We start from the raw sequence: 21722 nt of genomic DNA on the forward strand, positions 1-21722 counted from the left end.
GCATCAGGATTGGAGGATCAAAATGATCAAGAAGAAATGGATGAGCAGCCTTTTGGCAGCCGCCCTGGCATTTACGACCGTATTTGGCGCAGGCGTGACTGTAAAGGCAGCAGACGAGACAGATGCCGACCAGACCGGTAAGATTACCGTTTATGTGGCAGCTGAGGGCGCGGATGACGAAGGACACACTGTCGATATCGGCAAGATCGCCGTACAGGTGGACAAGGGAACAAAGGGTGACGTAGCGGTTGAACAGGCGCTGCAGAAGGCAGGCTATACAGATTATCTGATCGAGGATACCGGATATGGCGCAAACTTAAACAAGATCGGCGATATCGCCAACGCAGCTGACTGGAGCAAATACTGGGGCTTTTATATCAACGGTGCCTATGCGCCTGCCAGCCTTGGAAACACAACACTGCAGGACAACGATAAGATCAGCTATCTTTATACTTATTACGGAGATACAGCAGTACAGGCAAAGGTATTTGACGATGATGCTTCTTTGAATCCGGACAGTGATAAGACAGCATCTCTTCTTGCAAATGCAAAGGCACAGCAGGAGGTTCTGGCAGATACGATCTTCAAAAAGGTATTTGGCGATGGTCAGACCGTCTATGGTATTGAGACACCGGATGCACTTTATGTAGCATTCTCCCTGCTTCGTGCAGATTACAAGTCTGATTATTTCGACGAGATGTACGCCAATGTGGAGAGTCAGCTTAAATCACTGGCAGATACAGGATCTGTTACTGTTGAGGGTGAGGCAAAGGATGAGGCTGTCATCGCGGGCAAATATCCGGAGTTGACTTATGCGAAGATCGTTCTGTTTGTGACAGCAATGGGTAAGGATGCAAGAAATGTTGGCGGATACAACCTGATCGAGAAGATGGCACAGAAGAGTACCTATGAGGCATCTTCCGAAGCGTATATGCTGGACAGTACAATGCTTTTGGCACTGGACAGCGGAAATTACTTCCCGCCGGCAGGCGATGATTATATTACAAAGGATGATCTTGTAAATAATATTGCCGCAAAGATGGATGACAGTATTGCACAGGCACTTCAGTGGAGCTCTGTTGATTCTGTTGCAATGGCACTTCAGCCACTGTACAAATATGCAACCGATGACATTCTTCCTGAGGATGCAAGCAGTGACCGTACTGCAGTGCAGGAAGCATATGCAAAGGGAATCCATTTCCTGGAGAGCACCCAGAATGCAGACGGTAGCTGGAGCGGATACGGCACAGAGACAAACAATGTATGGACACTTGCGCAGATCATGACCGCAATGGGACAGCTTCGGATTAATCCATGCAGCGAGACAGACGGCACAGACTTCATCAAAAATGGTATGACTGTTCTTGATGATGCAGCAGTATTTGTTGATGTAGAGAATAAGAAGGTGGATGATGATCTGATGTCATATCAGCCGGAGCAGCTGCTTCGTGGTCTGACAGCAGTGATCCGTGCAATGGAGGGAAGAGATTCCCTTTATGATGTGAGATATTCTGGAGTGACTCCTGAGCCATCTCCAAGTGTGACACCAAGCGTGGTGCCAAGTGAGGCTCCATCAGCAGCACCGAGCCAGTCACCGACAGTGAGCCCAAGCAATGTGCCAAGTGAGACTTCTTCAGCAGCACCGAGCCAGTCACCGGCAGTAAGCCCAAGCAATGTGCCAAGCCAGACTCCGGCAGCTTCTGCACCGGCTAAGACGGCAACACCTGCTGCAACAGCGAGTGCAGCACCGGCTAAGAGCAAGGTTAAGGTCACAAAGGTTAAGGCTGTGAAGACAAAGGTAACCGTTAAGAAGGGCAAGAAGGCAGTTGTAAAATGGAATGTAACAACTGCAAAGAAGGCTTCTGCAGCATCTGTTGCCAAGCTTGTGAAGGTTTCTGTCAACAAGAAGAACGTGAAGGTTGTGAAGAAATCTGCGAAGACAAAGAAAGCGAAAGTAACACAGATCACGGTAACCGTAAAGGGTGTTAAGAAGGGCAATGCAGTCGTTACCCTGAAAGCCGACAAGAAAAAGAGCAAGGTAAAAGTTGTTGTGAGATAAGCGGAAAAGCTCTGAAAGAGTGAATTTGCGAGTTTTTAGTAAATATTGCCAATGAAATAGAGAACCCCACTCAAAGAGATTTGATAATCTTTGAGTGGGGTTCTTTTTATGGCATAGGAAAATGCTCGTAACGTAGTGTTATATCAACGAGACTTGCGAAGCAATTCTTGGAGGGCAAAACGCTGGTTTTGCCCTTTTTTAAGTGTATAGAAAGACTCTATTTCGTCATTGCGTCTGCAAGCTGCTCCATAGCAGGAAGATCACTTTCCTTCATTACGGAACGGATCGTGACAACAGGCTCAACGATCTCGATATTCTTCATTGTCTCAAGAATAGACTTCATTGTGCGTGCAGCGGTTGGCGCCCAGGAGCCGTTCTCTACGATGCCAACCTTACGGTTCTGGTAGGCTTTGCTCTGCAGATGGTGCAGGAAATCCTGCATACATGGGAATACGCCGGCATCATAGCTGGCAGCAGCCAGAATCATGCGGTCATAGCGGAAGGCATCCTCGATCACCTCAGCCATATCTTCTCTTGCAAGGTCACTGACAACAACCTTTTCTGCTCCTTTCTCGCGAAGGATCTCAGCAAGCTTCTCGGCAGCTTTGCCGGTGTTGCCGTGGATGGAAGCGTATGCGATCAGGATTCCCTTATCCTCCGGTTGATAGCTTGACCATGTATTATAAAGCCCCAGATAATAGCCAAGATTATCCTTTAAGACCGGTCCGTGAAGAGGACAGATCATTGCAATGTCCAGAGCGGAAGCCTTCTTGAGAAGTGTCTGGACAGGAGCACCATATTTGCCGACGATATTGAAATAATATCTGCGTGCCTCACAAGCCCAGTCATCTTCGCCCTCTGTCTTGGAGAGGGCACCGAACTTACCGAAGCCGTCTGCGGAGAAAAGGATCTTTTCTTTGGACTCATATGTAACCATTACCTCCGGCCAGTGAACCATTGGTGCCATGACAAAGGTCAGTGTATGCTCGCCGAGAGAAAGGGTATCGCCTTCTTTGACGGTGAGACTGTGTCCATCTAATGGGATATCGAAGAATTGTGGAAGCATCGCAAAGGTTTTTGCATTACCAACGAGAGTCACATCCGGGAACAGCTCAACAAGACGGGCAATGCTGCCGGCATGATCCGGCTCAAGATGCTGTACAACAAGATAGTCAACGGTTCTGCCGTCGAGAGCAGAGAGAAGATTCTTCTCCCATTCCTCCATGCCTCGTGGATCAACGGTATCCATAACAGCTACCTTTTCGTCCAGGATCACATAGGAGTTGTAGGAAACGCCCTCCGGGACAACGTACTGGCTTTCAAACAGATCGATGGTAGTGTCATCTACACCGATATACTTTATAGAATCTGAAATAACTACGCTCATAGATAACCTCTTTTCTGCGCACAATGTGTTGTATTTTGTGATTTTATCGCTCATAAATCGTAATGCATGTGAATAAGCACATCTCTGCGCAGGTGATTTATGAGTTTTTCGGACGGAGATCCAGTGCGCCGGGATGCCGCCGATGTCTGCATTTATTCTAAAATGAAGCAGACCTTCTGTCAACCGTCGGATCGCTTTAATTCAGTTTGATTCCCTGAAGAAGCTTTGCAAACGGGCTTGTATCGGACGCATCCTCTGGGCTGTCTGCCGCATATTCGGATGGGATTTCGTAGGACTCGTCCTCCGTGTCCGGTTCATCCTCGCGCAGAGCCTTGATGCTCAGGGAAATGCGGTCGCCCTCGATCTTTAAGATCTTTGCCTTTACCACCTGTCCCATTTTAAGCTCTTCCTTTGGCGACTTGATGAACTTGTTGGTGATCTGGGAAATATGGCAAAGACCGGTCAGTCCCTCTCCGATATCGATAAATACACCATAGGATTCCATTCGTGTAACAGGCCCTTCTACAACATCGCCGGTGGTCAGTCTGCCGATCCACTGTGTTTTCTCGACAATCGCCTGCTCGCGTTGGATCATTTTGGCGGAAAGGACAAGCTTCTGAATATCCTTTTCCACGGTGATGATCACTGCCTGAACGGTCATGCCGACATATGCCTCGGTATCCTCAACATAAGTCAGTGCCAGCTGGGATGCCGGGATAAATGCGCGGATCCCCTTGACATATCCGGTCACACCGGCAGGAACAGCTTCGGTGATCTTTACGGAGAAAACGGTACCGTCTGCCATGTCTTCCTTAAGCTCGTCCCAGACAAGAACACGGTTGGCTTCACGCATGGAAAGGATTACGTTGCCGCTTGCATTTTCCGGATCCAGAACCATTGCCTTGATCGTGTCGCCGATCACCATATCTTTTTTGATGGAGAAGGACGGATCATCGCTGCATTCCTCGATTGGGATAATGCCCTCGGTGTAGTAATTCAAGTCGACGGTGACTTCCGTGTCGGATATACCGATCACAGTCACATCGAGGATATCGCCCTCGCGCAGAACCTGAAAGGAACGTTCCAGTTCGTTTTCGTAGTCTTTCATACTCTTTTCATTACTCATATAACGCACCATACCTTTCTGAAAATGTATGGCTTCATTATAACAGTAAAATGTGAAGAAACAAATAACCTTTACAACATTTCTCTCTATTGTTTACAGTTGGAAATACTTATTTTCTGACTTTGACGGTGCAGGTCTCGCGGGTGCCATCCTCCGTAAAGGAGATGACAGCGGTTCCGACGCTTCGTGCGGTGAGATTACCGAGTTGGTCAACCTGTACCACATTTGGTTTGCTTGATTTGATGAGAGGCGCATTACCGCTGGATATTTTGTAACCGAGTGTGCGTGTTTTGCCCACTTTCATGGTCAGAGAGGATGCAGATAATCTGATGGTTGGAGCTTCGACCTCGATCTCACAGGTTTTGGTGACGCCGTCGGCTTTGGCGGTAATGAGTGCAGTGCCATGTTTCTGGGCGCAGACAAGACCGGTATCGCTGACGGTTGCAACGCTGGAACGGTTGGATTTCCAGGTCGGAGTGATCCCGGAGGACACATCGGCGGTAAGTTGAACCTGCTGGCAGCGGAAAAGCTTCCGGTAAATATGGTTCAACGTAATGGAAGGCTTTTTGACGGTGACGCGGCAGGTGGCTGTTGTCTTGCCGGCTGTGATAGAGATGATGGCAGAACCCGGTTTGCAGGCGGTGATCACACCATCACTGTCTACTACGGCAACACTCTTTTTATTGCTGCTGAAGGAGACCGGCTCACTTCCTGTTGTGGAAGCCTGAAGACGCTTTGTCTCACCGTTTTCCATAGAAATACTGCGTGTACTCAGCGTAATCTTCGTGCGGGCGACCGTGACTCTGCAGGACGATTCCCTTCCGTCCGCCTTTGCTGTGATGCGGCAGCTTCCGGCGTGCTTCGCGGTGACAAGACCGTAGCGGTTGACCGATGCGACTTTTGCATTCGAGCTCTTGAAAGATGGCAGTCTGCCGCTTGAGACAACGGCACCAAGATAAAACTCCTGACCGGCAGACAGGGATGCCTGATACTGCGTCAGTACAATGAAAGTACGGGCGGCAGAAGCGGTCCGGGTGGCAGCAGGAGCGAAAAGAAGCCCTGCAATGATTGACAGTGTCGTGAAAATGGCGGGAAAAATCCGCCGGAATGATGATTGATATTTCATAGAACTCCCTCCTTATCGGAGAGAAATGCTGTAAAGTGCTCGTAGTATAGCAGGCGTGTGCTTGCGGTGTCAACCGCTTCGGATCATTTTCGGAAAACTGCACGAAAATAAAAAATATTTCCGGGAAAATACACAAAGAAAATCGAAAAGGAGAGAATCTCATTTGTGCATCATGTATTTTTGTGGTATAGTTAGGATGAGTAATGTTTGATTGCATACAGGTATACACGACCGTACTCAAACTTCCCACGGGAGAACGATCCTGTTCCGATAATATTTCTTATTCCAAAGAAATAAATACAGTTTTTGCCTGAATGTACTTAAATATTCGTAGGCTGTGTCTGAAAATGCTCTTGTCACATTACGGTTTTCGGAAAGTCTAATTGCTTTGCTGTTTCGATGATCGATGAACGCGTCCTGCCGTACTCGCCCCAAGACGGGGTTCAAGTGTTTCGTAAGGCGCTCTGCCCCCGCTGGTGCTTATGCCCTGTGCTTTAGGGCATTATGCACCATTGTGTGGGGCAACGCAGCGGGAGCGTGCCGACCGAAATAGTTGAACCCGTCTATGGGGGTCGATCGTTCGGACACGTATCCATCGAACCATTGCAAAGCAAAGACTTTCCGGAAAACCTAGTGATCTGCGATCATTTTCAGACACAGTCTTACGGATTCGGTAAGTAATATAAGCAAAAATCGTATTCTTAACCCGTTTGGAATAAGAAATATTATCGGTACATTTTCTTCCTGTGTGGGAAGTTTGAGCAACATATTAATGAAATTGGAGGATAATGACATGGCAAAGATCGAGATGAAGACACCGTTGGTGGAGATGGATGGCGATGAGATGACCAGAATTCTCTGGAAGATGATCAAGGATGAGCTTCTGTTTCCTTTTATTGATCTGAAGACAGAGTATTATGATCTCGGACTGGAGTATCGTAATGAGACAAACGATCAGGTGACGATCGATTCTGCGGAGGCAACCAAGAAGTACGGTGTTGCTGTTAAGTGTGCAACGATCACACCTAACGCTGCCCGCATGACAGAGTATAATCTGAAGGAAATGTGGAAGTCTCCGAACGGCACGATCCGTGCAGCACTGGATGGAACTGTTTTCCGCGCACCGATCCAGGTAAAGGGCATTGAGCCTTGCGTGAAGAACTGGGAGAAGCCGATCACACTGGCACGTCATGCCTATGGTGACGTTTACAAGAATACAGAGATCAAGGTGCCGGGAGCAGGTAAGGCAGAGTTAGTATTTACCGGTGCAGACGGCAAAGAGATCCGTCAGACGATTCAGGAGTTTGATGGTCCCGGTATCATTCAGGGCATCCACAATACAGACAAGTCCATCACGAGCTTTGCAAAGGCATGCTTTAACTATGCACTGGATACAAAGCAGGATCTGTGGTTTGCTACAAAGGATACGATCTCTAAGATCTATGACCATAATTTCAAAGATATTTTTCAGGATATCTATGATAAGGAATACAAGGAGAAGTTTGAGGCAGCAGGCATCGAGTATTTCTACACACTGATCGATGATGCGGTTGCCCGTGTCATGAAGGCAAAGGGCGGATTTATCTGGGCCTGCAAGAACTATGATGGTGATGTCATGAGTGACATGGTATCCTCTGCATGCGGCTCTCTGGCAATGATGACCTCCGTACTGGTATCTCCTTCCGGTGTGTATGAGTATGAGGCTGCTCACGGAACCGTTCAGAGACATTATTACAAGCATTTGAAGGGCGAGGAAACATCTACAAACTCCGTTGCAACGATCTTTGCATGGACTGGCGCTCTGCGTAAGCGTGGTGAGTTGGATAACATTCCTGAACTCATGGCGTTTGCAGATAAGCTTGAGAAGGCAACGCTTTCTACGATCGAGAATGGAAAGATGACAAAGGATCTGGCACTGATCACAAGCATGAAGGATGTGACGGTACTCAACAGCGAGGGATTTATTAAGGCGGTTCGTGAGTCTCTGGAAGCAATGCTGTAATATATATCTGAAAAGGATAAATACTTATTCATATCGTGTAAAAAGCCTCAAAACAGGGGCTTTTTGCTGTTAGAGAGACAACAGATCAGGAGGATATTGTAACTATGATTAAGTTTGAAAAGGAAGTTACCGGTCTTGTGCCGGATCATGGATTTACGCACGGCGCCAAGTTTCATGCGGATGATCTGTTTTCCACGGCGCTTCTTCGTCTGATAAATCCGGATATTCAGGTGGAGAGAGGCTTTGATGTGCCGGAGAATTTTGACGGGATCGTATATGATATTGGACGAGGCAGATTTGACCATCACCAGCAGGACAAGGAGATCCGTGAGAATGGCGTGCCGTATGCGGCATTCGGTCTTCTCTGGCGCGAGTTTGGTTCCTGTTTCCTGACGGAGGAGGAAGCGGCAGATTTTGATGAGAAGTTTATCCAGCCGTTAGATGAGTCCGATAATACAGGTTCAGAGAATACCCTGTCGGAGCTGATGGAGAAGTTTAATCCGGGCTGGGATTCCGATGCCTCGTATGATGACAGGTTCTGGGAGGCAGAGACATTTGCGGAGAAGATTCTGATGCATTACATCGAGAGCATTCAGGGACTCAGAAGAGCTTCCGAGGTAGTTGTGAAGGCGATGGAAGAGTGTGATGGTGAGGTGTTGATCTTACCTTGTTACGTGCCTTGGAAGAGAAATGTGATCGGCAGCGGTTATCAGTTTACGGTGTATCCGTCCAACCGTGGAGGCTATAGTGTGCAGGGAGTTCCGAAGTCGAAGGAGGATCGCAGCCTTGCCTGTGATTTTCCGCAGGAATGGTGGGGCTGTGATCCGCAGGAGCTTCCGAAGGTCAGCGGCATTGCGACAGCCAGATTCTGTCATCCGACGGGCTTTCTCGCGGCAGCAGATACAAAGGAGGATGCGGAGCAGATGGCGCGTATTGCACTGGAACGGCGATAAATTTATCAGACGCATATGAGATCCCGGCATTGTCCGGGAAGTGTGATTTTAAAGAGATCAAGAAACAGTATCGTTAATTAATGCACCGGGTTCATCCTGATTCCGGTGCATTTTTCAGATTATTTGAATGATTCAATCCCGGTAACGGGATTGCGGGATTATTTCAATCCCTCGATCGCAGCAACGGCATCGTTGAACCAGTCTCCCTCAAGACCCTCTACGTTACCGGCATCACTTGCGGCAGCAATCTCAGCGGTCATAGGGATGCGTCCGAGAACAGGCAGATCATACTGTTTTGCAACCTCGTCAACATGACTTTCACCGAAAATATTGATGTGCTTTCCGCAGTCCGGACATTCCACATAACTCATGTTCTCGATGATACCAAGAATTGGCACGTTCATCATCTTTGCCATGCGGACTGCCTTTCCAACGATCATAGAAACTAATTCCTGTGGGGATGTCACGATCACGATACCGTCTACAGGAAGTGACTGGAATACGGTAAGTGGGACATCACCGGTTCCCGGAGGCATATCGACGATCATGTAGTCGACATCCTTCCAAACAACGTCAGTCCAGAACTGTTTTACCGTGCCGGCGATCACAGGACCTCTCCAGATGACAGGATCATTGGAATCCTCCAGAAGAAGGTTGACGGACATGGTCTGGATGCCGGTCTTACTCTCGACCGGGAAGATCTCGGTATCTGTGCCAACGGCATGCTGTGTGATGCCGAATGCCTTTGGAATGGATGGACCGGTCACATCGGCATCCATAATGGCTGTGCGATGTCCCTTTCGCTGCAGGTTGACGGCAAGCATGGAAGAGATCATGGACTTTCCGACACCGCCCTTACCGCTGACAACGCCGATTACCTTGTCGATCCGGCTTTCTTTATTGGGTTGTTCGATCATACTCTGTGGGGAACGGCTGCTGCAATCTGCTGAGCAGCTTCCGCAATCATGGGAACAGTTTTCGCTCATAATGTAATCCTTCCTTTCTATATACACATAAATTTTAGTATAGCAATTTATTGATAAATTGTCCACTATAACGTTCTAACGGACAAAGGGGGCACATACAATTTACTATTATGATGTGGAGCATGCACGGCGGTCAATTAGCGTCGGGTATTCCGGAATGGAGGAAATATGAGTGGATATCAGAGAATGGTTTCCTATCTCTATCGATATGATAAGGGGATAAAAGGAAAAAACACAGGCTATGCAAGGATTGAACGGAATGACCGGAGATGCCGTGTGACAATACGTCTTCAGGACACGGTTTCAGTATCTCCGTCAGTTTTCTTTTTTATACAAAATGAGGGTGGCATGCAGCGGATCCCGGCGGGAAAGCTTGCGCGAAACGGCAGCGGATTTGCCGGAAGGGTGGAGACGCCGGTTGACAGGATGGCAGGTTCGGAATATGCGTTTGACCGGATTGACGGGATTTATCTGAGCGGACCGGAAAATGTGTTTTATGCGACAACCTGGAAGGATATCACGGTCTCGGGAGCAGCACCGGAAAAGGAAGCTGACGGATGGAAGGCAGAGGACGACCGGGATGACGGGAACAGATCAGATGCCGGGAGCGGATCGGAGGAGAGTCGGCCGCAGGCGGTGAACACGGCATCTACAGAAATCCGGCAGGAATCCGAAAGGGCAGAACCTGTGCAGCGGCGTCAGGATGCTCTGGACGATGCCTTGCAGGCAGCAACGGGACTGGAGGAGGCATCTTTTGCAGAAGCCTCCTCTGTGGAAGCCTGTTCCCGCAGAGAGCGCCCGGACTTTGGAGAACGGATGCTTTCCGTGTTCCCGAAAATGTACCCGTTTGAAATTGATGAGATGGGAGAATGCGTCCGCATTGACCTGAAGGACATCGGAAATCTTCCGGTGGCGTACTGGTCGCTTGCCGGCAATCCGTTTCTTCTGCGGGGCTATTACTGTTATCGTCATCTGATTTTTGCGTGCATCGGCAGGCAGGAGTATGCGGTTGGCGTGCCGGGCATTTACAGCGAAGAAAACAGCAAATGGGCGAAGGAGTGCCGGATGCTTCGTTTTCAGCCACTCTCCAGGGTGAAGGACAGACACGGCGCATTTGGATACTGGCTGATCGCTGTTCATGCGCAGGAGTGATCGGGGCTGATCGTTGTATGCGTGCAGGGCAGGCTCCGGCGGACAGATGATGCCGCAGAAAATAGCTTTTGATAAACTTTCGTTCCATGGATTTTGCGAAAGAGGATGACATTTTCGTCCGGATAGCGTATGATTCTGATAGATTCACGGATGCAATGGAGTAATCCGCCGGGGTCAAAATACCCTTGCCCCCAATATCATTAAATTGGAATGAGGATGAACATGGAAGAACAGAAAATACAGGAAAAATATATGAAAGAGGCGATCCGTCAGGCGAAAAAGGCGGGGGAAGCCGGAGATGTGCCAATCGGCTGTGTGATCGTATATGAAGGCAAGATCATTGCCAGAGGCTACAATAAGAGAAATCAGCAGAAATCGGCACTGGGACATGCTGAGATCAGCGCGATCCGCAAGGCGAGTAAGAAGCTGGGTGACTGGCGGCTGGAGGAATGTACCATGTATGTAACGCTCGAACCGTGTCCGATGTGTGCGGGGGCGATCGTTCAGGCGAGGATTCCGGAGGTTGTCGTGGGAGCCATGAATCCGAAAGCGGGATGCGCCGGAAGTATTATCAATCTGCTTCAGATGCAGCAGCTCAATCATCAGGTCCGGCTGCAAACCGGGATTCTGGAGGAGGACTGCCAGAAGCTGCTCAAGGATTTCTTTAAGGAGCTTCGCCGTCAGCAGAAGCTGAAGAAAGAAAAGCCGGCGGGGGGAGCACAGAAAACAGAAGCGGCAGATCATGTAAGATAAGTATATATGTAATGATTTTCCCATTTGCCGTTGATCTGCGCAAAGTCATGAAGCAGCCCCTCCCGATGGAAGGTGAGCTTCTCGAGCAATGCGATCGACGGTTCGTTGTCCGGCATGACATATGCTCGATCCGGTGAAAGCGGTATTCGCGGCATACGAGAGGAATCAGAAAAGAAAGCGCTTCGGTCATGTAGCCCTGCTGCAGATGATCCTTGTCGGTCTTGTAGCCAAGCATACAGCTTGAAAATGCACCGTGCAGAAAATTGCTGAAACAGATCGTACCGATGGGAACGTTGGTACGGTCCCGGAGATACATCCACATGCGCAGATGTCGTGCCTTCACAAAGGAATTATATTCAAATGTAAGATTCGTCCGTTGAAAATCCAGAGAATAAAACCCGGGTCTTTTGACCGGCTCATACGGCTCCAGAAAGTCTCGGTTTCGTTCGTAAAATTCAAGCACACCGGCTGCCTTATCCGGATGGCTTACGCTGAGGAGAAGACGGCTGGTCTCGTATTGTGGTTGCATTACAGGTATTCCTCCCAATGTTATGTCTGTATTGCCTTAGTGTATCATGCGGTGATGAAAATAACAAGGAAATATATCTTGACAAGCTTACGCGGGAGAGGATATAATTAACATCTAACATAAATTGTGTGAAGTATGTCATAAAGCTTCCGTGCTAGCCGGGGAGATAGCGGTGCCCTGTACCTGCAATCCGCTATAGCAGGGGTGATGTTCTGTTTCGGATGCATTGATTGCGGAGCCGCCCGATATAAGTGGTGATGACGTTTTGGTCTTGCGCAATGGGAACTCATGAACCGTGTCAGGAGGGGAACCTAGCAGCACTAAGTGAGCCCTCCCGTGTGCCGTGAGGTTGCCGGAGCCGAGCTAACTGTATTGGTAACGTCTGCAATGATGCGTACAACGCAGAATGCACGGTTTTTATATAGATAAGAGCTGTCAGTCTTCGGATAGAGGACAGACGGATCCTGATAAATTATATACAGATGATCAATAGGGAAAGTGGAGAATGCTCCACTTTTTTCTTTAATTTCGGTGTTATTTCTGATAAAATAAAGTTAGGTAAATGTTACGGATGGCAAAGGGGGATAAGCGGTGAAAGCAGAACTGAAAAAAGGAAGCATTAATCATATCATCCAAGATACGGATATTTACGAGGCGGGAGAGTTTCTTGATTCGATCGCCATGGTGGTAAAGGGCAGGATCCGTGTGCATGGATATGGTCTTAATCTGGTTGTGGGCTCCGGCTGCTTTCTGGGAATCCGGGATCTCAACAGAGGGGCGCACGGTGTGACGTATACGGCACTGACCAATGCGGTAATCTATGTATTTCCATCATCCGGAGCGATGAGTGATCTTAGGGGAATCATGAAGATCAATAAGGATTATGTGGCATTGATGGTTGTGGGACTTCACCGTTCTCTGGCAGAGCAGGAACGTGCTTATGAGGAGCTGCAGGAGGCGGCTGAGGGCTCCTATGAGATGACTTTTCGGATATATCACAAGTGCCGGCAGATTGCCCAAGAGACGGGAACTGTCTTTGAGGAGCTTGCGGCGGTGGAGAAACTGCACCCGTTTGACGAGCCGCAGATGCTTTCACTGGATAAGGTGCATTATTATCAGGCGTGCGCCAAGGTGCCGATGGATGTGCAGAAGGCGTTTTACGGAAGCTCTGCCGAGATATGCATTTATCATGTGAGGGAGCAGGTCGGACTGCTGCATCAGCTCCATGATTACAGTAAGTCGCTGACGGAATATCTGAGTCAGATGATGCACTATCTGATCCTCGACGGCAGAAATTTGTATCTGGCGGTGTCTGGTTTTGCGCAGACGTTGCAGCGTGCCGGCCAGGATGCTTCCGGGGTGATGACAGATCTTGATGAGGTGATCGACCGGATCAATTCTCTGGAAAGTGTCCTGCAGAAGCGGGCGGATGTGGAGTGTGTGATCGACCGTGGAACAATGGAGGAGACATATTATAATCTGTTGAATCCTTCGCATGGCACAGGCGGACCGGACGTGCCGGGAGATACGCTGGCGCTTGTGGAGGACTGCGGCGTCGATGTGTCGGAGCTTGTGGATTCGCTGGGAACGATTCTTTCTTTTGGGGAGATCGAACAGGAACGCGCCGAGCGTTTTGAAGATCTCGTAGCACAGTTTGAGGCGCTGGAGGATAAGGAAAGCTCGACGGATGAGGCGAGGAGCCTGAGACGTAATCTTATGAAGGACTACTATCCAATCTACGAGAAGGTTTTTCTGAAGGATTATCAGTCGGCAGAGGAGGCTCCGGCAGAGGTGGAGCTTTTCTTGCGCTACGGTTTCTTGAGTGAACGGCTGCTCAGGGAGGACATGATCGAGGATCTTCTGACGCTGGATCAGGGCAGCATCTACCAAAACGGATGTCATGTCTTTGATATGAAGGAATGGCTCACAGCAGTGGTGGACGGGGATCGTATGCCGTCCAAGAATGAATTTGATATGGATTATGAAGAATTTCTTCGAGATAAACTAAAAAATAAAGAAATTACTGAAGAGCAGAAGAAGAGTCTGCTCAAAAGCCGGAAACAGAGGCTGCATTTTGAGGTTATGAACATGTTCCGGCTGACGCACCGTCTTGTCAGTGGTCAGATCGTATCCTTTGTGCCGTTTCTGTATACCGAGGGCTGTTCTAATCTGGAAAGGAATTTTCTTTCCAAGGAGAAGGTCTCTGCGGCGTTTAACAGACTGCGCCGGATCGATTACTCCGTCTTTTACCGGGAGGTGCTTTATACGGGAGAGATCTCCGACATCAAGAAAGAATTTATTCAGGTGGAGGTTTGTCCGGATGTGATACTGATGCCGACTGTGGGATCGAGAGATATCATGTGGCAGGAGCTCAGCGGCAGAAAGAGAGATTCAGAGGGACGCTTGATCCTTCCGGCTTTTCTGGAGGGAGATCTGGACAAGACAGTAGCGCATCTGGCGGGTTCTTTCCGGTGGGAGCTGTGTCGTACGATGCAGGGCGTGTACTGGAATAATATCCAGTATAAGTCGCTCACCAGTGAGTATTCGGATTTCCTGCAGTTTTACCGCAAGAACAGGGACCTGTCGGATGATCGTAAGGAGAAATTAAAGCTTCAGATACAGAAGCACCGGAATAATTCCAGAGAAATATTTGCGGCGGATTACATGAACTGGATCCTGCATGAATCCCAGGGAGGCATGCTGCTTAGTAAGCCGGTGCGCGAGATCATGGCAACCTACTGCCCGTTTACGCAGGAACTGCGTCAGAATCTGGAGGGACAGCCGGTATTTATGAATGCGATGGCACGCTTTGAGAGAGAACGTGCCAAAAAGTGTAAAGAATACGATATGAAGTTTCGTGTATGGGAAAAGAATCAGGTAGAGGTGCCGCCGGAGATCGTGCATACAAAAGAGTTTTATGAACGGTAAAGGTCAGATCCAGCCGCCATCGAGCGTAATGATCTGACCGGTCATATAGTCCGGGGCTTCGGCAACCTGACGGATCAGAGCGGCTGCCTCCTGCGGTGTTCCGGCTCGTCCGGCAGGAATCTCGTCGATGACGGCGGCAAGCTCCTCCGGATCAAGAAAGCTGTTCATGGAGGTGTCAATCATGCCGCAGGCAACGGCATTAACCGGAATGCCGCTTGGTGCCAGCTCCTTTGCCAGTGCCTTGGTGAAGGCGTTGATCCCGCCCTTTGTTGTAGAATATGCGACTTCCGTGGATGCGCCGACACTGCCCCAGACAGAGGAAACGTTGATGATCCTGCCGTGCTTTTCCTGTAGGAAATAAGGGATGATCACCCGGCTGGTATAAAAGACAGAGGAAAGATTTGTGCGGATGATATCATCCCACTGCATCGGAGTCATATCCTGCAACAGACCAATATGAGAGATACCGGCATTGTTGACAAGGATCTCCGGAGTACCGAAGGTCTGGACTGCCTCGTCAGAAATTCCTCTGCATCCGCTGCATTTCCCATGTCGCCGCAAAAGGAAAAATACTGTCCGCCCGCAGCTGTGATCGCATCCTGTGTCTGTGTCATCTGATAATCACAGTGGCGGCTGCAGATTGAAATATTCCAGCCCATGGAAGCGTATAAAAGTGCTGTGGCGTGCCCGATTCCACGGGATGCGCCGGTGATGATAATGTGATGCATGTTCATTTCTGATCAAATCCTTTCCTTAGACAATTTCACTGTACTATATATAGTAGCTATATAGTAAATGAAAGTTACTTTGAATACAAGGCTTTACACATTTTAGGAAGTTTGCTATAATTTGCTGGAATGTTGTACAAATTTGCGAATTTTCCATCGGAGTATCCGGATGGTAAAGAAAGGTACTGATATGAAAAAAAATGCAGTGTTGTTCTTTTTTAAGAGCTTATTAAAATCTATTCTGGTGATCGTATCAATTCTCGCAGTCGGTGTGATCAGCTACAAGGTTTCTTATCAATATTTGTCAAAGCAGCTGGAGGCAGGAAAGCTGGATGTACAGGAGAAGGAGCTGGAATCTATTCTGGATCAGGCGAAGACAGATGAGATTTCCAAGAATCTGATCTACGTGGTCAATGACAAGCAGATGATCACCCATATGATGCTGGAGATCTGCAACACCAAGACAAATAATATGGATTATATTACAATTCCGATCAATGCAGATTATACGATCCCGGCAAAGATGTATCAGAAGCTTTGTGTTGTGGATGAGGAGATTCCGCAGATTGTACGTCTGTCAAAGCTGCGCCGTTATTTTTCCGATCTGGAGGATGCCGAGGCATATGGTTATGCTGAGCTTATTATGGAGAAGCTGTTAAAGACAGATATCAGTTATTTCACGGTGATCTCTCAGGAAATTTACGACCTGCATTATCAGGAGCAGAAGATGACAACACAGTACGCAAAGGTGCTTGACGGCTCTGGTCAGTCTGCATCCGCATCACCTTCACCAGGTGAACAGGCACAGCAGTATAATTCTTCTGTGACAATGAAGGTGATGGTGCTCAGCGATTCCTTTACTAATCAGCTGAAGGATATTGCCGGCGATGAGACAAAGATCATGGCGTATATCAAGGATCAGTATAACCAGGACGGAATACAGTCCAACCTGACAGTATACAATAAGATCGGATATATTGAGTCATATATGAAGATGGACTCCTCGCTGTATCATTACTGGGCGCTGCCTGGCGAGTACAACGGCAAGCTGTTTAAAGTAGATACTGCGTCAGCATCAAAGTTTATCAGTGATATTGAGAATGTAACAGAGACATACACAACACCACAGAGTGAAGAGAAGTCAGTTCCTGCCAAGAAGCAGGTAAGCTCCAAGGGCAAGAAGATCATCATCCTGAACGGAAGCAAGATCTCCGGTCTGGCAGCAGCCAAGCAGAAGACACTTGCGGATGCCGGCTATACTGTGCCGAAGGTTGGTGATTATACACAGGAGGTTTTGACCAGAACAAAGATCATTGTTTCCAAAAAGAAGTGGGGGGCTGATCTGACGACTTATTTCAAAGATCCGCAACTTGTTGTAGGTCAGACACCGGATGGTTATGATATCGAAATTATTCTTGGCACGGTAGATGCCAATTAGAATGGGATTTGATTATGCAAGCATCAGTTAAAATTATGGATATTGACGTGGATATGATGAGTAACGATGTCTTTGTCCGCAAAATGAATGAATATCTGACGGATGATCATCTTGATGTCATCATGTTTGCTTCCACGAAGATGCTGAACAAGGCGATGGAGGATGAGGAGTACCGTGCACTTCTGGAAAAAGCAGACCTGTTTCTGCCGGGAGAGAAGGCACTTCTGGCAACGCATCATGTCGATGCACTGGAGGCGGGAGACATGGTAGTTAATTACCGCAGCCTTGGAATGATGTTGGAGAATCTGATCAAGGAGGACCGGACGCTTTATATCATTGCCGACACGGAGGAGGCAGTGGAGAAGCTGCTGCATTACTGTAAGAAGATGCAGCCGGAGCTTCGGATGGTAGGCTCCTATTCCTGTGAACAGGGCATGGAGGATGCGGCGATCGTCAACGAGATCAACAGTCATACGCCGGATATGATACTTTTGAACCTGCCGGTGGGCTTGCAGGAGGGTTGGATCATGGAGCATTCCTCACTGCTCAATGCAAGACTCTGCATTGCAATCGGTGGCGTGGCAGAGCTTATCTTTGCGATGCAGAAGGAGACCCCGGAATGGGTGCGCAAGCTGCATCTGGAGGCTCTGTATCATCGTATTTTCCGGGAACAGGCAGTCAAAAAAGATTTCCGTACGCGTATATTTCGCAAGAAAATAACCAAATATAATAATCAGAATGAAATACATGATTATACAAAGGATGACAGCCGGTAGGTGTCATCCTTTTTCTTTATGTACAGAGAAGGATCGTAACGCATTGGATGGTAAAAAGGAATCGGGAAAGTAATTCCGAGGGGCGAAGCGTTGGTTTTGTCCTTTTTTAAGGAGACAGGAATGATGGAGGGAAAAGGGAAGCTCGGAAAATATGGACCGGATCTTATCCGGATCGTGGCGGGGACTATGTGCATGGCACTGGCAGTCAACTTTGTGTATGAGCCGCTCGGAATGGTGACAGGAGGTATGTCAGGTCTGTCTATTGTTATTCGGCGGCTGACCGGACGGTGGACCGGCTTTCAGATGCCGGTGTGGCTGAGCAATCTGCTTCTTAATATTCCGATTTTTTGGATGGCGTGGAGGATCAAGGGAGGACATTACATGAGGATGACTCTTGTGGCAAATATCTGCTTTACGGCAGCTCTTTTTCTAATCCCGGTTCCGTCTGCTCCGCAAAAGGATTTTGTGCTTGCTGCGGTTGTCGGCGGTGTGCTGACGGGGGCAGGACTTGGTCTCGTGTTTTCCAGAGGATGTTCGACCGGGGGAACGGATCTTCTGGGGGCGGTGATCCATCATTTTCTGCCGTATTATCCGGTGGGGCAGATCCTGTTTGTGCTGGACTGCCTGATCATTGCGGCGGGGGCGTGGGTGTTTGGAATACGGTCGGCGGTGTATGCGGCCGTGGCGGTTTATCTGACAACCAGACTGATGGATATGATCGTGGCGGGAGGAAGTTTCGCCAAGCTGGCATATATCATTTCTGATGAATATGAAGCGATCGGACATGCCGTCATGTCACAGCTCGGACGGGGTGTTACCGTGCTGGAGGGAACAGGAATGTACACCGGCAGACAGCGAAAAACGCTGATGTGTGTGGTCGACCGGAAACAGATCAGCAGCGTTAGCCACATTGCGCGAAAAATCGACAAAAAGGCATTCGTCATTATTTCGGACATCAGGGAGGTTCAGGGAGAGGGATTTGTGGAAAAGATACAGAGTTAGGTGGCTGGAATGGACCTTTTTTTGACGAATTGAATGAAAAAAAATAAAAATATACGGTTTGCACAAAACATTAAAATGTTCTTTGGCTATTTGTGCTATGGTCAATAATGCTTGGATAGTGTAATATAATTCATGGGTAAAGCGTTAGGAAGTAACGCGGAACGCTAATAAGGCATATTATTTAAACATTATAGGAGGAACACACAATGGCAAGTTTATCATTAAAGAACGTTGGTAAGACATATCCTAACGGATTTGTCGCAGTTAAGAATTTTAATCTTGATATCGCAGATAAGGAGTTTATCATTTTCGTAGGACCTTCAGGTTGTGGTAAGTCTACAACACTTCGTATGATCGCCGGTCTGGAGGAGATCACATCCGGTGAGCTTTGGATTGGTAACACAATGGTCAACGATGTAGAGCCTAAGGACAGAGATATCGCCATGGTATTCCAGAGTTACGCTCTGTATCCACATATGTCAGTATATGACAACATGGCATTTGGTCTTAAGTTAAGAAAGACTCCGAAGGATAAAGTTGATAAGCTCGTTCACGAGGCAGCTAAGATCCTCGATATCGAGCATCTGTTAGACCGTAAGCCAAAGGCTCTTTCCGGTGGTCAGAGACAGCGTGTGGCAATGGGTCGTGCAATCGTTCGTAATCCTAAGGTATTCCTGATGGATGAGCCACTTTCCAACCTCGATGCAAAGCTTCGTGTACAGATGCGTATAGAGATTTCCAAGCTTCATCAGAGACTTGAGTCTACTATCATCTATGTAACACATGATCAGACAGAGGCTCTTACACTTGGTACCCGTATCGTAGTTATGAAGGACGGTGTTATGCAGCAGGTTGCTACACCAATTGATCTGTATACAAAGCCATGTAATCTGTTCGTAGCTGGTTTCATCGGTTCTCCACAGATGAACTTCATCGATTGTAAGGTAGTAAGAGACGAAGAGGGCATCAAGCTTGCATTCGGTTCTTATGCAGTTAAGCTTCCGGAGAGCAAGGCAGAGAAGCTTGTTGAGGGTGGCTACATAGATAAGGATGTTATCATGGGTATCCGTCCAGAGGATATCAAGGATGAGGAGATCTTCATCAATGCAGGCAGCAGCAACGTACTCGATGCTACTGTAAGAGTATACGAGATGCTCGGTGCCGAAGTATTCCTGTACTTCTCAGTTGAGGGACATGACATCACAGTTCGTGTTAATCCTCGTACAACAGCTCGTCCTGGTGATACGATCAAGATCGCTCTTGATACCAGCAAGATCCATATCTTCGATAAGGATACAGAGACAACAATCACAAACTAGTCTGATATATGACAGACATCCGGAATGTATATGCATTCATGGGATTGTTGATCCAATGGATCTGAATAATGATTTGAATTTCAGAGGGTTGTCCGAAAGGACAGCCCTCTTTACTTTTGTGCAAAATGATGATAAAATATATGCGGTATTGTATACTCATTAGAAGAAATAACGAGCATACTTTGGAGATGATGTTGATGGGATGAAATTATGATGATAATAAATAACATATGTGAGAAATAACTTGGAGGGGTTGTATGATTTCAAATCAGGTATTGCAGACAACGATCGACGGACTCAAGAATATCACCCGTATTGATATTTGCGTGATGGATACAGAGGGAAAGGCTCTTGCTACGACGATCAATAATGTAGAGGAGTATGAGGATGCCGTTATGGGCTTTGTGGATTCACCGGCAGACAGTCAGGTGTTGCAGGGCTATCAGTTCTTTAAGGTGTTTGACGAGCATCAGTTAGAGTATGTCATTTTGGCAAAGGGTGACAGTGATGATGTCTATATGGTAGGAAAGCTTGCTGCATTCCAGATTCAGAATCTATTGGTGGCATATAAGGAACGTTACGATAAGGACAATTTCATTAAGAACCTTCTTTTGGATAACCTGCTTCTGGTCGATATTTACAACAGAGCCAAGAAGCTTCATATTGATACAACCGCAAGACGTCTTGTATTCCTGATCGAGACGAAGAACGAGAAGGATACCGGTGCACTGGAGATCGTGAAGGGCTTATTTGCGAGCAAGACAAAGGATTTCATCACACAGGTTGATGAGAAGAATATAATCCTTGTCAAGGAAGTGAAGCCGAATGAGACATATGAGGATATGGATAAGACGGCGAAGGTCATTCTGGATATGTTAAATACAGAGGCGATGACCTCGGTACATGTATCCTACGGAACCATGGTCAATGAGATCAAGGATGTGTCCCGCTCTTACAAAGAGGCGAAGATGGCGTTGGATGTCGGTAAGATTTTCTACAGCGATAGAAATGTTGTAGCATACAGCAGTCTTGGAATCGGACGTCTGATCTATCAGCTTCCGATGCCGCTATGCAAGATGTTTATCAAAGAGATCTTCGGTGACAAGTCTCCGGATGAGTTCGACGAGGAGACGATCGCCACCATCAACAAGTTCTTTGAAAACAGTCTGAATGTATCAGAAACTTCTCGTCAGCTGTACATTCACCGTAATACGCTGGTGTACCGGCTGGATAAGCTGCAGAAGAGTACAAATCTTGATCTGAGAGTGTTTGAGGATGCGATCACCTTCAAGATCGCCCTAATGGTGGTCAAGTATATGAAATATATGGAAACCTTTGAATATTAATTCAAATGAAGCGTGAAAGCCCCAGAGATGGGGCTTTTACACAATATATGTAAGAGGCACCGCGTGGGCGGTGGAGAAATGGGGAAAAGGAATGACTGGAATAAAAACATTT

General features: G+C 47.8%; 16 protein-coding genes, 1 other RNA gene and 2 pseudogenes. 12 read left to right on the forward strand and 7 right to left on the reverse strand.

What is annotated here, in order from left to right; translation table 11 throughout:
* Nucleotides 1-22: 22 nt before the first annotated feature.
* Nucleotides 23-2059, forward strand: a complete 2037-nt coding sequence (locus DXA20_RS06800) for a DUF4430 domain-containing protein (RefSeq protein ID WP_022306920.1) — start codon at nt 23-25, stop codon at nt 2057-2059.
* A 217-nt stretch (nt 2060-2276) separates the two neighbouring features.
* On the opposite strand, the gene DXA20_RS06805 is transcribed toward DXA20_RS06800, so the two are convergent.
* The 3 genes from DXA20_RS06805 to DXA20_RS06815 form a co-directional block, all read right to left on the reverse strand.
* On the reverse strand, nt 2277-3446 hold the full coding sequence (locus DXA20_RS06805; protein WP_022306919.1) for an FprA family A-type flavoprotein: 1170 nt from the start codon (nt 3444-3446) through the stop codon (nt 2277-2279).
* A gap of 196 nt (nt 3447-3642) precedes the next feature.
* Complete coding sequence (locus DXA20_RS06810) at nt 3643-4572, reverse strand: S1 RNA-binding domain-containing protein (protein WP_118559757.1); 930 nt, start codon at nt 4570-4572, stop codon at nt 3643-3645.
* A gap of 109 nt (nt 4573-4681) precedes the next feature.
* Nucleotides 4682-5698, reverse strand: coding sequence for an Ig-like domain-containing protein (locus DXA20_RS06815; protein ID WP_022306917.1), 1017 nt, complete (start codon nt 5696-5698; stop codon nt 4682-4684).
* Between the two features lie 793 nt (nt 5699-6491).
* On the opposite strand from DXA20_RS06815, the gene DXA20_RS06820 reads away from it, so the two are divergent.
* The gene (locus DXA20_RS06820) at nt 6492-7700 is read left to right on the forward strand and encodes an NADP-dependent isocitrate dehydrogenase (protein WP_022306916.1); all 1209 of its coding nucleotides are present in this window, start codon (nt 6492-6494) and stop codon (nt 7698-7700) included.
* 104 nt (nt 7701-7804) lie between these two features.
* Nucleotides 7805-8653 carry an MYG1 family protein gene (locus DXA20_RS06825; protein WP_022306915.1) on the forward strand — a complete coding sequence of 283 codons (849 nt, stop codon included), beginning with the start codon at nt 7805-7807 and terminating at the stop codon, nt 8651-8653.
* Between the two features lie 158 nt (nt 8654-8811).
* On the opposite strand, the gene DXA20_RS06830 is transcribed toward DXA20_RS06825, so the two are convergent.
* A complete protein-coding gene (locus tag DXA20_RS06830) occupies nt 8812-9639 on the reverse strand; it encodes an Mrp/NBP35 family ATP-binding protein (RefSeq protein WP_022306914.1) in 828 nt (275 codons plus the stop codon).
* 168 nt (nt 9640-9807) lie between these two features.
* Between DXA20_RS06830 and DXA20_RS06835 the strand changes: the two genes are divergently transcribed.
* Both DXA20_RS06835 and tadA read left to right on the forward strand, forming a co-directional pair.
* Nucleotides 9808-10791, forward strand: a complete 984-nt coding sequence (locus DXA20_RS06835) for a DUF6128 domain-containing protein (RefSeq protein ID WP_022306913.1) — start codon at nt 9808-9810, stop codon at nt 10789-10791.
* Between the two features lie 216 nt (nt 10792-11007).
* Entirely contained in the window at nt 11008-11544 is a 537-nt protein-coding gene (gene tadA / locus DXA20_RS06840; RefSeq protein WP_199877060.1) for a tRNA adenosine(34) deaminase TadA, read from the forward strand.
* Here the strand turns inward: tadA and DXA20_RS17135 are convergent.
* Together DXA20_RS17135 and DXA20_RS18620 are read right to left on the reverse strand one after the other, a co-directional pair.
* The gene (locus tag DXA20_RS17135; RefSeq protein ID WP_279222358.1) at nt 11532-11660 is read right to left on the reverse strand and encodes a GNAT family N-acetyltransferase; all 129 of its coding nucleotides are present in this window, start codon (nt 11658-11660) and stop codon (nt 11532-11534) included. The genes tadA and DXA20_RS17135 overlap by 13 nt on opposite strands.
* Nucleotides 11661-11695: 35 nt before the next feature.
* Nucleotides 11696-12073, reverse strand: a pseudogene (locus DXA20_RS18620) (hypothetical protein); the annotation flags it as partial.
* A gap of 149 nt (nt 12074-12222) precedes the next feature.
* Here DXA20_RS18620 and ffs point away from each other — a divergent pair.
* An RNA gene (ffs, locus tag DXA20_RS06845) (signal recognition particle sRNA large type) lies at nt 12223-12487 on the forward strand.
* Nucleotides 12488-12664: 177 nt separating this feature from the next.
* Nucleotides 12665-15001, forward strand: a complete 2337-nt coding sequence (locus DXA20_RS06850) for a hypothetical protein (RefSeq protein WP_118559759.1) — start codon at nt 12665-12667, stop codon at nt 14999-15001.
* Between the two features lie 3 nt (nt 15002-15004).
* Here the strand turns inward: DXA20_RS06850 and DXA20_RS06855 are convergent.
* Nucleotides 15005-15735 (reverse strand): annotated as a pseudogene (locus DXA20_RS06855) (SDR family NAD(P)-dependent oxidoreductase).
* A gap of 184 nt (nt 15736-15919) precedes the next feature.
* Here DXA20_RS06855 and DXA20_RS06865 point away from each other — a divergent pair.
* The 5 genes from DXA20_RS06865 to DXA20_RS06885 all read left to right on the forward strand — a co-directional run bounded on the left by DXA20_RS06865 (nt 15920) and on the right by DXA20_RS06885 (nt 21610).
* Nucleotides 15920-17167 carry a LytR C-terminal domain-containing protein gene (locus DXA20_RS06865; protein ID WP_158577159.1) on the forward strand — a complete coding sequence of 416 codons (1248 nt, stop codon included), beginning with the start codon at nt 15920-15922 and terminating at the stop codon, nt 17165-17167.
* A gap of 14 nt (nt 17168-17181) precedes the next feature.
* Entirely contained in the window at nt 17182-17943 is a 762-nt protein-coding gene (locus DXA20_RS06870) for a WecB/TagA/CpsF family glycosyltransferase (RefSeq protein WP_022306907.1), read from the forward strand.
* Nucleotides 17944-18063: 120 nt separating this feature from the next.
* On the forward strand, nt 18064-18945 hold the full coding sequence (locus DXA20_RS06875) for a YitT family protein (RefSeq protein WP_147403713.1): 882 nt from the start codon (nt 18064-18066) through the stop codon (nt 18943-18945).
* Between the two features lie 206 nt (nt 18946-19151).
* Nucleotides 19152-20264 (forward strand): ABC transporter ATP-binding protein, encoded by a 1113-nt coding sequence (locus DXA20_RS06880; RefSeq protein WP_022306905.1) that lies wholly within the window; start codon nt 19152-19154, stop codon nt 20262-20264.
* A 257-nt stretch (nt 20265-20521) separates the two neighbouring features.
* On the forward strand, nt 20522-21610 hold the full coding sequence (locus DXA20_RS06885) for a PucR family transcriptional regulator (RefSeq protein ID WP_022306904.1): 1089 nt from the start codon (nt 20522-20524) through the stop codon (nt 21608-21610).
* The last annotated feature ends 112 nt before the right edge of the window (nt 21611-21722 follow it).

The organism is Roseburia sp. AM59-24XD, assembly GCF_003478445.1.
In the GTDB taxonomy this organism is placed as follows: domain Bacteria; phylum Bacillota; class Clostridia; order Lachnospirales; family Lachnospiraceae; genus Jutongia.

Excerpts from the sequence above, each read along its gene's own strand:
- DXA20_RS06820 (WP_022306916.1), top strand. The coding sequence starts at position 6,492 with ATGGCAAAGATCGAGATGAAGACACCGTTGGTGGAGATGGATGGCGAT.
- DXA20_RS06870 (WP_022306907.1), top strand. The coding sequence starts at position 17,182 with ATGCAAGCATCAGTTAAAATTATGGATATTGACGTGGATATGATGAGT.
- tadA (WP_199877060.1), top strand. The coding sequence starts at position 11,008 with ATGAACATGGAAGAACAGAAAATACAGGAAAAATATATGAAAGAGGCG.
- DXA20_RS06810 (WP_118559757.1), bottom strand. The coding sequence starts at position 4,572 with ATGAGTAATGAAAAGAGTATGAAAGACTACGAAAACGAACTGGAACGT.
- DXA20_RS06875 (WP_147403713.1), top strand. The coding sequence starts at position 18,064 with ATGATGGAGGGAAAAGGGAAGCTCGGAAAATATGGACCGGATCTTATC.
- DXA20_RS06825 (WP_022306915.1), top strand. The coding sequence starts at position 7,805 with ATGATTAAGTTTGAAAAGGAAGTTACCGGTCTTGTGCCGGATCATGGA.
- DXA20_RS17135 (WP_279222358.1), bottom strand. The coding sequence starts at position 11,660 with ATGCCGGACAACGAACCGTCGATCGCATTGCTCGAGAAGCTCACCTTC.
- DXA20_RS06815 (WP_022306917.1), bottom strand. The coding sequence starts at position 5,698 with ATGAAATATCAATCATCATTCCGGCGGATTTTTCCCGCCATTTTCACG.
- DXA20_RS06835 (WP_022306913.1), top strand. The coding sequence starts at position 9,808 with ATGAGTGGATATCAGAGAATGGTTTCCTATCTCTATCGATATGATAAG.
- DXA20_RS06830 (WP_022306914.1), bottom strand. The coding sequence starts at position 9,639 with ATGAGCGAAAACTGTTCCCATGATTGCGGAAGCTGCTCAGCAGATTGC.
- DXA20_RS06885 (WP_022306904.1), top strand. The coding sequence starts at position 20,522 with ATGATTTCAAATCAGGTATTGCAGACAACGATCGACGGACTCAAGAAT.
- DXA20_RS06800 (WP_022306920.1), top strand. The coding sequence starts at position 23 with ATGATCAAGAAGAAATGGATGAGCAGCCTTTTGGCAGCCGCCCTGGCA.
- DXA20_RS06865 (WP_158577159.1), top strand. The coding sequence starts at position 15,920 with ATGAAAAAAAATGCAGTGTTGTTCTTTTTTAAGAGCTTATTAAAATCT.
- DXA20_RS06880 (WP_022306905.1), top strand. The coding sequence starts at position 19,152 with ATGGCAAGTTTATCATTAAAGAACGTTGGTAAGACATATCCTAACGGA.
- DXA20_RS06805 (WP_022306919.1), bottom strand. The coding sequence starts at position 3,446 with ATGAGCGTAGTTATTTCAGATTCTATAAAGTATATCGGTGTAGATGAC.